The sequence below is a fragment of the Prolixibacteraceae bacterium genome (assembly GCA_019856515.1).
In the GTDB taxonomy this organism is placed as follows: Bacteria; Bacteroidota; Bacteroidia; order Bacteroidales; family Prolixibacteraceae; genus Halosquirtibacter; species Halosquirtibacter xylanolyticus.
This window is the reverse complement of the sequence record CP082230.1, coordinates 3,818,947-3,833,357: the sequence shown is the minus strand read 5'-3', so window position 1 is coordinate 3,833,357 and position 14,411 is coordinate 3,818,947. Positions and strand designations below refer to the sequence as shown.

General features: G+C 44.0%; 2 protein-coding genes, 4 tRNA genes and 6 rRNA genes. All 12 read right to left on the bottom strand.

Translation table 11 applies throughout. The annotated features are described in order from the left end of the window. Window positions 1-64: 64 nt before the first annotated feature. The 12 genes from K5X82_14105 to K5X82_14050 all read right to left on the bottom strand — a co-directional run bounded on the left by K5X82_14105 (window position 65) and on the right by K5X82_14050 (window position 13,588). Window positions 65-1,084 (bottom strand): NAD-dependent epimerase/dehydratase family protein, encoded by a 1,020-nt coding sequence (locus K5X82_14105; GenBank protein QZT36380.1) that lies wholly within the window; start codon window positions 1,082-1,084, stop codon window positions 65-67. Between the two features lie 2 nt (window positions 1,085-1,086). After that, window positions 1,087-2,523, bottom strand: coding sequence for a nucleotide sugar dehydrogenase (locus K5X82_14100; GenBank protein ID QZT36379.1), 1,437 nt, complete (start codon window positions 2,521-2,523; stop codon window positions 1,087-1,089). Between the two features lie 736 nt (window positions 2,524-3,259). Next, a 5S ribosomal RNA gene (gene rrf / locus K5X82_14095) occupies window positions 3,260-3,370 on the bottom strand. Between the two features lie 128 nt (window positions 3,371-3,498). Next, a 23S ribosomal RNA gene (locus K5X82_14090) occupies window positions 3,499-6,378 on the bottom strand. A 131-nt stretch (window positions 6,379-6,509) separates the two neighbouring features. Continuing rightward, window positions 6,510-6,583: transfer RNA gene (locus K5X82_14085), tRNA-Ala, on the bottom strand. A 31-nt stretch (window positions 6,584-6,614) separates the two neighbouring features. Then, window positions 6,615-6,688 (bottom strand) — tRNA-Ile (locus K5X82_14080). 138 nt (window positions 6,689-6,826) lie between these two features. Then, window positions 6,827-8,350: ribosomal RNA gene (locus tag K5X82_14075) — 16S ribosomal RNA — on the bottom strand. Window positions 8,351-8,497: 147 nt separating this feature from the next. Beyond that, a 5S ribosomal RNA gene (gene rrf / locus K5X82_14070) occupies window positions 8,498-8,608 on the bottom strand. Between the two features lie 128 nt (window positions 8,609-8,736). After that, window positions 8,737-11,616 (bottom strand): 23S ribosomal RNA (locus tag K5X82_14065). Between the two features lie 131 nt (window positions 11,617-11,747). Continuing rightward, window positions 11,748-11,821 (bottom strand) — tRNA-Ala (locus K5X82_14060). Between the two features lie 31 nt (window positions 11,822-11,852). Then, window positions 11,853-11,926 (bottom strand) — tRNA-Ile (locus tag K5X82_14055). Window positions 11,927-12,064: 138 nt separating this feature from the next. Next, window positions 12,065-13,588, bottom strand: a 16S ribosomal RNA gene (locus K5X82_14050). The 16S, 23S and 5S rRNA genes sit together here with 4 tRNA genes alongside, the layout of an rRNA operon. Window positions 13,589-14,411: the final 823 nt, after the last annotated feature.

Sequence of the window (14,411 nt, the reverse complement as noted above, 5' to 3'; positions counted from 1 at the left end):
ACATTAGCTAACGATGCAAATTAGTTTATCACTGGACTTTAATTGCATTTGTCATTAATTTAGTCTAAATGTAAGTAATTATTTTATACCATTCTATAAACTTCTCAACACCAACCACAAGATCAATTTTGGGTACATAACTCACAACAGTATTAAGATCCTGTACATTAGCAAATGTCTTCTCAACATCACCATCTTGCATAGGAAGGAATACCTTTTTCGAATCTAGCCCAAGCTCTTTTTCTAGGGTTTCGATGAAGTCCATAAGTTTCACAGGAGATGAATTCCCAATATTAAATATAGAATACTCCTCTACAATATTAACTTCTTTCATAATGAGAGAAAATACTCCTTCAATAATATCATCGATATAGGTAAAATCACGTTCCATATTACCATTATTAAACACCTTGATAGGCTCACCATTCATTATTGCTTTTGCAAAAAGCATTGGAGCCATATCAGGACGTCCCCATGGTCCATATACAGTAAAAAAACGAAGACCTGTAGTCTTTAGATTGTATAGATGCGAATAAGTATGAGCCATTAACTCATTGCTTTTTTTCGTAGCCGCATATAAACTTACAGGGCGGTCAACCCTATCTTCTTCAGAAAATGGCACTTTCTTATTTCCACCATAAACTGACGAGCTTGATGCATACAAAAGATGTTTAATTTTATTGTGACGACAACATTCTAGAATGTTGACAAATCCCACTAAATTACTCTGAACATATGCATGAGGATTCTCAATAGAATAACGAACACCTGCTTGGGCTGCAAGATTCACAACATGTGTAAATTGTTCTTTTCGAAATAAAGCTTCTAAGTTCGATAAATCTGTTATATCTAATCTTTGAAAACGATAATGATCGTATTTATTACTAATGACTTCTAAACCATATTCAGATACATTATCCTCTACAAAGCCAGATTCTTTAAGCCTTGCATACTTTAAACGAACATCGTAATAGTCATTAATATTATCAATACCATATACTTGAACATTATCCTCTTGACAAAATTTCTCAACTAAATGGAACCCGATAAACCCAGCTGCACCAGTAACTAATATTTTTCTCATAACTATTTATTACCTATGCCTTCATACTTAAATCCAACACTTGTCATATGGTCTCTGTCTAAAATATTTCGACCATCAAATACAAAAGCAGGTTTATACATATCTGCATAAACTTGCTCCCATTCATATGTCTTAAATTCATCCCATTCCGTTAATATAGCAATAGCATGAGAACATTTCATTACAGCATATGCATCATCATATACAAACACAAGGCTACGAATTTCATCTTCTGTAAGGGACTCAAACCTTTCTTTATTAACAAATCGATGGTTCTGCAAGTATAGAAGGTCCTGAATCATCTGCTCTCCACTTACTTTTGGATCATATATATGAATTTCAGCTCTATCTTGTAAGAGTTTATCCGCTACATAAATCGCTGCAGACTCTCTTGTATCATTTGTATCTTTCTTAAAAGCCCAACCTAAAAATGCAATTTTTTTCCCAGAGACAGTATTAAAAAGAGTCTTTATGATATTCTGAGCAAAACGTTGCTTCTGGTAATCATTCATCTTAATAACCTGTTCCCAATAATCAGCAACTTCTGGTAAATTAAAATAACGACAAAGATAAGTTAGATTTAAAATATCTTTTTGAAAGCACGAACCACCAAAACCAACAGAAGCCTGCAAAAATTTAGACCCAATTCTTGAGTCTGTACCAATAGCATGGGATATTTCTGAAATATCAGCTCCAGTTTGTTCACACAGAGCTGATATTGCATTAATTGAACTTACTCGTTGTGCCAACATAGCATTAGCAGTAAGTTTTGACAACTCAGAAGACCAAACATTCGTTTTAAGAACCTTGCCTGAAGGTAACCAATGCTCATATATAGAAGCAAGCTTATCCATTGCTTGTTTACCAAAATCAGTATTATCAGAGCCAATTAATACTCTATCTGCATGCTCTAAATCACGAATAGCTGTTCCTTCCGCTAAAAATTCTGGATTAGACAAAACAGTGAATTTATGATTAGAATCTTCTGACTCTAAAATTCGTTTAATACTTTCAGCTGTTCGAACAGGAAGTGTCGATTTCTCAACGACTATTTTATCATCATTTGCATACTTAGCGATTTGTCTTGTACATAACTCGACATACTTCAAATCAGCAGCCATGCCTTTCCCTTCACCATAGACTTTTGTTGGAGTATTTACAGATATAAATATTATATCTGCTCTTTCAATTGCACCTTTGACATCTGTAGAAAAAAACAAGTTTCGCCCTCTAGCAATACTAACCACATCATCTAAACCTGGCTCATACACAGGAAGTTTTGTTAAATCAGAATCATTCCATGCATTGATGCGCAATTGATTGATATCAACAACTTCTACATTAATCTCAGGACAATGCTTGGCAATAACAGACATTGTTGGGCCTCCAACGTAACCAGCACCAATGCACGCAATAGTATAACTAGATTTTTTATTCATTTTGCTGTTTTTCACTTGGTAAGAAATTCAGTTTTAGGTGTATGTGCAGTTAAATTAATACACTTACTTTAAATACTATGAAGATAGTAATTTTCATTTATTTAAACTGATAATATGACACAGCTTCGCCACTTAAGTCACAAATATAACTTACTAGCTTTACTGTTGCTTAAATAAAATGATAACCGACAATTCTTACTTTACTCAAAAATTCAAGTAAAGTAAGAAGATGAACACTTTATGACAAATATATAGCAATAAAATGAATATGAAAAGTATTTGATCAATTGACTTAAAAGAAACTAGCTATTATTGTGGATAGGATAATATCTTCTTACCTCATAAATTAGTATAGTATCAATAGTGAAACTTTAACATCATTATGGATAAAATTATAATGATAAATACCTAGTTATAACACTTTCAAAAATAACACTATTAGCAACATTAGAATGTATTTTATAAAAGCATAGACGCAAAGAATCGGTTCTCTGTAAAATGGCGACGATCTACTCTCGTCCATATCTGCAGTAGCCTCAGCGCGGTAGGGCTTAACTTATCTGTTCCCAAAGGGAAATGATGTCGGGAAGAGGTTACTCTTCCCATAATGGAGACACAGCATATTACCTAAAAAAATATAGACGCAAAAAACTGACCTTAATAGAATCAGTTCATATCGATAATAAAAGTATAGACGCAAAAAAACCGACTCTTTAATAAGAATCGGTTCTCTGTAAAACGGCAGCGACCTACTCTCCCACATCTCTGCAGTACCATCGGCGCGGTAGGGCTTAACTTCTCTGTTCGGAATGGGAAGAGGTGGAACCCCTATGCAATAACCACCTTAAATTCTAAATACGGTTATTTATATCTGACTTAAATGTTATAATCTAACATTATCAGCATACATAGTTCAATATATCTTTTTGACATGCTCCTGGAAAAAGTAATCTAAATACAACTAATCTTTTGTTCTAATGAAAGTTTCGGGTAATTAGTACTGCTCGGCTTTGGTCTCACAACCTTTACACCTGCAGCCTATCAACGTCGTAGTCTCCAACGACCCTCTAAGGAAACCTCATCTTGAGTGGAGCTTCGTGCTTAGATGCTTTCAGCACTTATCTCTTCCAAACGTAGCTACTCAGCAATGCACCTGGCGGCACAACTGATACACCAGAGGTTTGTCCACCGCGGTCCTCTCGTACTAGCAGCAGCTTCTCTCAAGTTTCCTGCGCCCACAACAGATAGGGACCGAACTGTCTCACGACGTTCTGAACCCAGCTCGCGTGCCACTTTAATGGGCGAACAGCCCAACCCTTGGGACCTTCTCCAGCCCCAGGATGTGACGAGCCGACATCGAGGTGCCAAACCGCTCCGTCGATATGAGCTCTTGGGAGCGATCAGCCTGTTATCCCCGGAGTACCTTTTATCCTTTGAGCGATGGCCCTTCCATACGGAACCACCGGATCACTATGCTCTACTTTCGTACCTGATCGACGTGTTGGTCTCACAGTCAAGCACCCTTGTGCCATTACACTCTACAGACGGTTACCAATCGTCTTGAGGGTACCTTTAGAAGCCTCCGTTACTCTTTTGGAGGCGACCACCCCAGTCAAACTACCCACCACACAATGTCCTCATTGCTGAGTTAGGTTTCAAACAAGCAAAGGGTCGTATTTCAAGGACGACTCCACAACGCCTAGCGACGCCATTTCATTGTCTCCGACCTATCCTACACATTACTTGCCCAAAATCAATGTGAAGTTGCAGTAAAGGTTCACGGGGTCTTTCCGTCCCGTTGCGGGTAATCGGCATCTTCACCGATACTTCAATTTCACCGAGCTCATGGCTGAGACAGTGCCCAGATCGTTGCACCATTCGTGCAGGTCGGAACTTACCCGACAAGGAATTTCGCTACCTTAGGACCGTTATAGTTACGGCCGCCGTTTACCGGGGCTTCATTTCAGCGCTTCTCCGAAGATAACGCCCCCACTTAACCTTCCGGCACCGGGCAGGTGTCAGGCCTTATACATCATCTTTCGATTTAGCAAAGCCCTGTGTTTTTGATAAACAGTCGCCTGGGCCTTTTCACTGCGGCTCCCCTTGCGAGGAGCGATCCTTCTCCCGAAGTTACGGATCGATTTTGCCTAGTTCCTTAGCCATGAATCACTCGAGCACCTCAGGATTCTCTCCTTGACTACCTGTGTCGGTTTGCGGTACGGGTTTATATAATCTACGTTTAGAGGTTTTTCTTGGAAGCCCTTAGGCACACTATCCAATCGTCCGAAGACTCTCGGTACTATCGGGTTTCAGCTCAACGTGCGGATTTGCCTACACATCTCATAACCTACGCCCTTCAACGTACTATTCCGTCAGTACGCGGTGCTTTCATCACTCCGTCGCCCCATCACAACTATATAAAGTACGGGAATATTAACCCGTTGTCCATCGAGTTCGCCGTTCGGCTACCCCTTAGGTCCCGACTAACCCTGATCCGATTAGCGTTGATCAGGAAACCTTAGTCTATCGGTGGGAGGGTTTCTCGCCCTCCTTATCGTTACTTATGCCTACATTTGCTTTTCTAACCGCTCCAGCGCGCCTCACAGCACACATTCAACGCAGTCAGAATGCTCCCCTACCACTTAATGGTAGTCCATTAAATCCATAGCTTCGGTGATATGTTTGATGCCCGATTATTATCCATGCCCGATCGCTCGACTAGTGAGCTGTTACGCACTCTTTAAATGAATGGCTGCTTCCAAGCCAACATACTAGCTGTCTATGCAATCAGACCTCGTTTGTTCAACTTAACATATACTTGGGGACCTTAGCTGATGGTCCGGGTTCTTTCCCTTTCGGACATGGACCTTAGCACCCATGCCCTCACTCCTGGTAATCATATTACAGCATTCGGAGTTTGTCTGGAGTTGATAGGCGGTGAAGCCCTCGCATCCAATCAGTAGCTCTACCTCTGCAATACTATATCCAAGGCTGCACCTAAATGCATTTCGGGGAGTACGAGCTATTTCCGAGTTTGATTGGCCTTTCACCCCTACCCACAGGTCATCCAAGAGCTTTTCAACGCTCCCTGGTTCGGTCCTCCATCTTGTGTTACCAAGACTTCAACCTGCCCATGGGTAGATCACACGGTTTCGCGTCTACCCCCACTAACTTCGACGCCCTATTCAGACTTGCTTTCGCTTCGGCTCCGAGCCTTAAGCTCTTAACCTTGCTAGTGAGGAGTAACTCGTAGGCTCATTATGCAAAAGGCACGCCGTCACATCTAATGATGCTCCGACCGCTTGTAAGTGTATGGTTTCAGGTACTATTTCACTCCCCTGTTCGGGGTACTTTTCACCTTTCCCTCACGGTACTGGTTCTCTATCGGTCTCTTAGGAGTATTTAGCCTTACCAGATGGTCCTGGCAGATTCAGACAGGGTTTCACGTGCCCCGCCCTACTCAGGATACTGCTAGATCATATTTGCTTACGTGTACAGGACTATCACCCTCTCTGGTGTAACTTTCCAGTTACTTCTACTTCACGCATAATCTCATATCGCAGTCCTACAACCCCAACCACGCCGAAACGTAATTGGTTTGGGCTAATCCGCGTTCGATCGCCACTACTAACGGAATCACTTTTGTTTTCTCTTCCTCCGGGTACTTAGATGTTTCAGTTCTCCGGGTTTGCCTCTGACCGAAGTCAGATAACCAATAAATTGGCTGGGTTGCCCCATTCAGAAATCTTCGGATCAAAGGTTGTTTGCACCTCCCCGAAGCTTATCGCAGCTTATCACGTCTTTCATCGCCTCTAAGAGCCTAGGCATCCACCATACACCCTTACTTACTTTCTATTATAATTAACCTTTAATGTTAATCTCGATATCTGTTGTATTCTTTTACAGATTACTTTTTTCCAGAATGTCAAAGAACTTATATACACCGATCTAATCAAATTAAATCTAACTAAATCAATATAAATGTGTGGAGAATATCGGAGTCGAACCGATGACCTCCTGCGTGCAAGGCAGGCGCTCTAGCCAGCTGAGCTAATCCCCCAAATAACCTCGTATAAATAATATTACGATTGTAGTCCCGCCCAGACTTGAACTGGGGACCTCTACATTATCAGTGTAGCGCTCTAACCAGCTGAGCTACGGGACTATGTTTAAAACATAACCACCTTAGTTTTTCAGCCTAACGCTATCCACTTTGGTTATGTGGGTATATAAGGTTTTTTGATATGACAAGAAAAAACAACCTAATCTCGTCGATTTTCTTTACCGTTAATGTCGGCTCCAGAAAGGAGGTGTTCCAGCCACACCTTCCGGTACGGCTACCTTGTTACGACTTAACCCCAGTCACTAGTTTTACCCTAGGCCGCTCCTTTCGGTAACAGACTTCAGGCACCCCCAGCTTCCATGGTTTGACGGGCGGTGTGTACAAGGCCCGGGAACGTATTCACCGCGCCATGGCTGATGCGCGATTACTAGCGAATCCAGCTTCACGGAGTCGAGTTGCAGACTCCGATCCGAACTGAGACCAGTTTTAGAGATTAGCATCCTGTCGCCAGGTAGCTGCCCTTTGTACTGACCATTGTAACACGTGTGTAGCCCTGGACATAAGGGCCGTGCTGATTTGACGTCATCCCCACCTTCCTCTCACCTTACGGTGGCAGTCTCTCTAGAGTCCTCAGCTTAACCTGTTAGCAACTAAAGATAGGGGTTGCGCTCGTTATGGGACTTAACCCGACACCTCACGGCACGAGCTGACGACAACCATGCAGCACCTTGTACGTCGTCCGAAGAAAAGTCTATCTCTAGACCGATCGCCGTACATTTAAGCCCAGGTAAGGTTCCTCGCGTATCATCGAATTAAACCACATGTTCCTCCGCTTGTGCGGGCCCCCGTCAATTCCTTTGAGTTTCAATCTTGCGATCGTACTCCCCAGGTGGATTACTTAAAACTTTCGCTTAGCCACTGACTGTGTATCGCCAACAGCGAGTAATCATCGTTTACGGCGTGGACTACCAGGGTATCTAATCCTGTTCGCTCCCCACGCTTTCGTACATCAGCGTCAGTTATACCTTAGTAAGCTGCCTTCGCAATCGGTGTTCTGAGTAATATCTAAGCATTTCACCGCTACACTACTCATTCCGCCTACCTCAAGTATACTCAAGTAATACAGTTTCAATGGCAGTTCTACAGTTGAGCTGCAGGATTTCACCACTGACTTATATTACCGCCTACGTACCCTTTAAACCCAATAAATCCGGATAACGCTTACACCCTCCGTATTACCGCGGCTGCTGGCACGGAGTTAGCCGGTGTTTATTCATATGCTACCTTCAGCTACTTTCACGAAAGTAGGTTTATTTGCATATAAAAGAAGTTTACAACCCATAGGGCAGTCATCCTTCACGCGGGATGGCTGGTTCAGACTTGCGTCCATTGACCAATATTCCTCACTGCTGCCTCCCGTAGGAGTCTGGTCCGTGTCTCAGTACCAGTGTGGGGGATCATCCTCTCAGAACCCCTAGACATCGTAGCCTTGGTAAGCCGTTACCTTACCAACTAGCTAATGTCACGCATGTTCATCTTGTACCGCCGGAGCTTTAATCACCAAGTCATGCGACTCGATAATACTATGGGGCATTAATCCAAATTTCTCTGGGCTATTCCCCTGTACAAGGCAGATTACATACGCGTTACTCACCCGTGCGCCGGTCGTCGTCTGGTAGCAAGCTACCTCCGTTACCCCTCGACTTGCATGTGTTAGGCCTCCCGCTAGCGTTCATCCTGAGCCAGGATCAAACTCTTCGTTGTATAAAAAGTTAATTAATTTAGCTCAACAAAAACTCAAAAATCTATTAGATTGACGGTTGCTTTTTTGTACTTGTCATTATCAAAAAAAATCTTCAAAGAACGTTTAGTTCATAAAAAAATCAACTCTAGTGAATTGATCTTTTACTAAAACGGCGGCGACCTACTCTCCCACATCTCTGCAGTACCATCGGCGCGGTAGGGCTTAACTTCTCTGTTCGGAATGGGAAGAGGTGGAACCCCTATGCAATAACCACCTTAAATTCTAAATACGGTTATTTATATCTGACTTAAATGTTATAATCTAACATTATCAGCATACATAGTTCAATATATCTTTTTGACATGCTCCTGGAAAAAGTAATCTAAATACAACTAATCTTTTGTTCTAATGAAAGTTTCGGGTAATTAGTACTGCTCGGCTTTGGTCTCACAACCTTTACACCTGCAGCCTATCAACGTCGTAGTCTCCAACGACCCTCTAAGGAAACCTCATCTTGAGTGGAGCTTCGTGCTTAGATGCTTTCAGCACTTATCTCTTCCAAACGTAGCTACTCAGCAATGCACCTGGCGGCACAACTGATACACCAGAGGTTTGTCCACCGCGGTCCTCTCGTACTAGCAGCAGCTTCTCTCAAGTTTCCTGCGCCCACAACAGATAGGGACCGAACTGTCTCACGACGTTCTGAACCCAGCTCGCGTGCCACTTTAATGGGCGAACAGCCCAACCCTTGGGACCTTCTCCAGCCCCAGGATGTGACGAGCCGACATCGAGGTGCCAAACCGCTCCGTCGATATGAGCTCTTGGGAGCGATCAGCCTGTTATCCCCGGAGTACCTTTTATCCTTTGAGCGATGGCCCTTCCATACGGAACCACCGGATCACTATGCTCTACTTTCGTACCTGATCGACGTGTTGGTCTCACAGTCAAGCACCCTTGTGCCATTACACTCTACAGACGGTTACCAATCGTCTTGAGGGTACCTTTAGAAGCCTCCGTTACTCTTTTGGAGGCGACCACCCCAGTCAAACTACCCACCACACAATGTCCTCATTGCTGAGTTAGGTTTCAAACAAGCAAAGGGTCGTATTTCAAGGACGACTCCACAACGCCTAGCGACGCCATTTCATTGTCTCCGACCTATCCTACACATTACTTGCCCAAAATCAATGTGAAGTTGCAGTAAAGGTTCACGGGGTCTTTCCGTCCCGTTGCGGGTAATCGGCATCTTCACCGATACTTCAATTTCACCGAGCTCATGGCTGAGACAGTGCCCAGATCGTTGCACCATTCGTGCAGGTCGGAACTTACCCGACAAGGAATTTCGCTACCTTAGGACCGTTATAGTTACGGCCGCCGTTTACCGGGGCTTCATTTCAGCGCTTCTCCGAAGATAACGCCCCCACTTAACCTTCCGGCACCGGGCAGGTGTCAGGCCTTATACATCATCTTTCGATTTAGCAAAGCCCTGTGTTTTTGATAAACAGTCGCCTGGGCCTTTTCACTGCGGCTCCCCTTGCGAGGAGCGATCCTTCTCCCGAAGTTACGGATCGATTTTGCCTAGTTCCTTAGCCATGAATCACTCGAGCACCTCAGGATTCTCTCCTTGACTACCTGTGTCGGTTTGCGGTACGGGTTTATATAATCTACGTTTAGAGGTTTTTCTAGGAAGCCCTTAGGCACACTATCCAATCGTCCGAAGACTCTCGGTACTATCAGGTTTCAGCTCAACGTGCGGATTTGCCTACACATCTCATAACCTACGCCCTTCAACGTACTATTCCGTCAGTACGCGGTGCTTTCATCACTCCGTCGCCCCATCACAACTATATAAAGTACGGGAATATTAACCCGTTGTCCATCGAGTTCGCCGTTCGGCTACCCCTTAGGTCCCGACTAACCCTGATCCGATTAGCGTTGATCAGGAAACCTTAGTCTATCGGTGGGAGGGTTTCTCGCCCTCCTTATCGTTACTTATGCCTACATTTGCTTTTCTAACCGCTCCAGCGCACCTCACAGTGCACATTCAACGCAGTCAGAATGCTCCCCTACCACTTAATGGTAGTCCATTAAATCCATAGCTTCGGTGATATGTTTGATGCCCGATTATTATCCATGCCCGATCGCTCGACTAGTGAGCTGTTACGCACTCTTTAAATGAATGGCTGCTTCCAAGCCAACATACTAGCTGTCTATGCAATCAGACCTCGTTTGTTCAACTTAACATATACTTGGGGACCTTAGCTGATGGTCCGGGTTCTTTCCCTTTCGGACATGGACCTTAGCACCCATGCCCTCACTCCTGGTAATCATATTACAGCATTCGGAGTTTGTCTGGAGTTGATAGGCGGTGAAGCCCTCGCATCCAATCAGTAGCTCTACCTCTGCAATACTATATCCAAGGCTGCACCTAAATGCATTTCGGGGAGTACGAGCTATTTCCGAGTTTGATTGGCCTTTCACCCCTACCCACAGGTCATCCAAGAGCTTTTCAACGCTCCCTGGTTCGGTCCTCCATCTTGTGTTACCAAGACTTCAACCTGCCCATGGGTAGATCACACGGTTTCGCGTCTACCCCCACTAACTTCGACGCCCTATTCAGACTTGCTTTCGCTTCGGCTCCGAGCCTTAAGCTCTTAACCTTGCTAGTGAGGAGTAACTCGTAGGCTCATTATGCAAAAGGCACGCCGTCACATCTAATGATGCTCCGACCGCTTGTAAGTGTATGGTTTCAGGTACTATTTCACTCCCCTGTTCGGGGTACTTTTCACCTTTCCCTCACGGTACTGGTTCTCTATCGGTCTCTTAGGAGTATTTAGCCTTACCAGATGGTCCTGGCAGATTCAGACAGGGTTTCACGTGCCCCGCCCTACTCAGGATACTGCTAGATCATATTTGCTTACGTGTACAGGACTATCACCCTCTCTGGTGTAACTTTCCAGTTACTTCTACTTCACGCATAATCTCATATCGCAGTCCTACAACCCCAACCACGCCGAAACGTAATTGGTTTGGGCTAATCCGCGTTCGATCGCCACTACTAACGGAATCACTTTTGTTTTCTCTTCCTCCGGGTACTTAGATGTTTCAGTTCTCCGGGTTTGCCTCTGACCGAAGTCAGATAACCAATAAATTGGCTGGGTTGCCCCATTCAGAAATCTTCGGATCAAAGGTTGTTTGCACCTCCCCGAAGCTTATCGCAGCTTATCACGTCTTTCATCGCCTCTAAGAGCCTAGGCATCCACCATACACCCTTACTTACTTTCTATTATAATTAACCTTTAATGTTAATCTCGATATCTGTTGTATTCTTTTACAGATTACTTTTTTCCAGAATGTCAAAGAACTTATATACACCGATCTAATCAAATTAAATCTAACTAAATCAATATAAATGTGTGGAGAATATCGGAGTCGAACCGATGACCTCCTGCGTGCAAGGCAGGCGCTCTAGCCAGCTGAGCTAATCCCCCAAATAACCTCGTATAAATAATATTACGATTGTAGTCCCGCCCAGACTTGAACTGGGGACCTCTACATTATCAGTGTAGCGCTCTAACCAGCTGAGCTACGGGACTATGTTTAAAACATAACCACCTTAGTTTTTCAGCCTAACGCTATCCACTTTGGTTATGTGGGTATATAAGGTTTTTTGATATGACAAGAAAAAACAACCTAATCTCGTCGATTTTCTTTACCGTTAATGTCGGCTCCAGAAAGGAGGTGTTCCAGCCACACCTTCCGGTACGGCTACCTTGTTACGACTTAACCCCAGTCACTAGTTTTACCCTAGGCCGCTCCTTTCGGTAACAGACTTCAGGCACCCCCAGCTTCCATGGTTTGACGGGCGGTGTGTACAAGGCCCGGGAACGTATTCACCGCGCCATGGCTGATGCGCGATTACTAGCGAATCCAGCTTCACGGAGTCGAGTTGCAGACTCCGATCCGAACTGAGACCAGTTTTAGAGATTAGCATCCTGTCGCCAGGTAGCTGCCCTTTGTACTGACCATTGTAACACGTGTGTAGCCCTGGACATAAGGGCCGTGCTGATTTGACGTCATCCCCACCTTCCTCTCACCTTACGGTGGCAGTCTCTCTAGAGTCCTCAGCTTAACCTGTTAGCAACTAAAGATAGGGGTTGCGCTCGTTATGGGACTTAACCCGACACCTCACGGCACGAGCTGACGACAACCATGCAGCACCTTGTACGTCGTCCGAAGAAAAGTCTATCTCTAGACCGATCGCCGTACATTTAAGCCCAGGTAAGGTTCCTCGCGTATCATCGAATTAAACCACATGTTCCTCCGCTTGTGCGGGCCCCCGTCAATTCCTTTGAGTTTCAATCTTGCGATCGTACTCCCCAGGTGGATTACTTAAAACTTTCGCTTAGCCACTGACTGTGTATCGCCAACAGCGAGTAATCATCGTTTACGGCGTGGACTACCAGGGTATCTAATCCTGTTCGCTCCCCACGCTTTCGTACATCAGCGTCAGTTATACCTTAGTAAGCTGCCTTCGCAATCGGTGTTCTGAGTAATATCTAAGCATTTCACCGCTACACTACTCATTCCGCCTACCTCAAGTATACTCAAGTAATACAGTTTCAATGGCAGTTCTACAGTTGAGCTGCAGGATTTCACCACTGACTTATATTACCGCCTACGTACCCTTTAAACCCAATAAATCCGGATAACGCTTACACCCTCCGTATTACCGCGGCTGCTGGCACGGAGTTAGCCGGTGTTTATTCATATGCTACCTTCAGCTACTTTCACGAAAGTAGGTTTATTTGCATATAAAAGAAGTTTACAACCCATAGGGCAGTCATCCTTCACGCGGGATGGCTGGTTCAGACTTGCGTCCATTGACCAATATTCCTCACTGCTGCCTCCCGTAGGAGTCTGGTCCGTGTCTCAGTACCAGTGTGGGGGATCATCCTCTCAGAACCCCTAGACATCGTAGCCTTGGTAAGCCGTTACCTTACCAACTAGCTAATGTCACGCATGTTCATCTTGTACCGCCGGAGCTTTAATCACCAAGTCATGCGACTCGATAATACTATGGGGCATTAATCCAAATTTCTCTGGGCTATTCCCCTGTACAAGGCAGATTACATACGCGTTACTCACCCGTGCGCCGGTCGTCGTCTGGTAGCAAGCTACCTCCGTTACCCCTCGACTTGCATGTGTTAGGCCTCCCGCTAGCGTTCATCCTGAGCCAGGATCAAACTCTTCGTTGTATAAAAAGTTAATTAATTTAGCTCAACAAAAACTCAAAAATCTATTAGATTGACGGTTGCTTTTTTGTACTTGTCATTATCAAAAAATATCTTCAAAGAACTTTGTATCTTATTCATCCATCGTCGCCGTTGCGCCGATGTTTTTGCGGTTGCAAAGATAAACGATTTTATCTTTAAACTCCAAATGTTTTCTTAAATAATTTCTCAACTTAATTGAGACTTAAAAAACACTCTCCGCTTTTTTCTAGAACGTGGCTGCAAAGATAACTCATTTCATTTGAAAGATCCAAATGAAAAGTGAAATATTTTTTCACCTTATATTCTAGTCAAAATTTCAATGTCCTACCTACCTCTAATCATGCCCTGTTTTTCTATCAGCTTCTTATGTCCTCTCTTTCTCATCTCGCTAGAATCAATGGAGCCACACAGCGGAAGGGATAATATTCAGTTCACTGTAAATATGTCGGTAGAACGTGTGCATTTGTTCTCAAATGCGATGCAAAGAAACATCATTTTCACCCACTATTCCAAATAAAATAACATGTTTTTTCTTAGAAAAAAACAGACCTCCACCCCCAGCCCCTTACGACCAACCTGTTACGCCCAAAACTTTTTTCAAACAAAACACACAACACCCCATATCCTATCCACACCACACTCCTCTCCCATCTCAAAAAATGCATCCGTTATATATATAACCCCATTCAAAGAGAAAAAACACCAGAATCAAATTTCAAACACACCACATCAACCACTCCCTAAAATCAGCACGACAAATACACCAACCCAGGAACAACAGCAACCAAAATCACACCTCCCCCTA

What these genes read in the sequence shown, in the direction of transcription:
- K5X82_14105 (QZT36380.1), bottom strand. Translation starts at nt 1,084, where the DNA reads ATGAGAAAAATATTAGTTACTGGTGCAGCTGGGTTTATCGGGTTCCAT.
- K5X82_14100 (QZT36379.1), bottom strand. Translation starts at nt 2,523, where the DNA reads ATGAATAAAAAATCTAGTTATACTATTGCGTGCATTGGTGCTGGTTAC.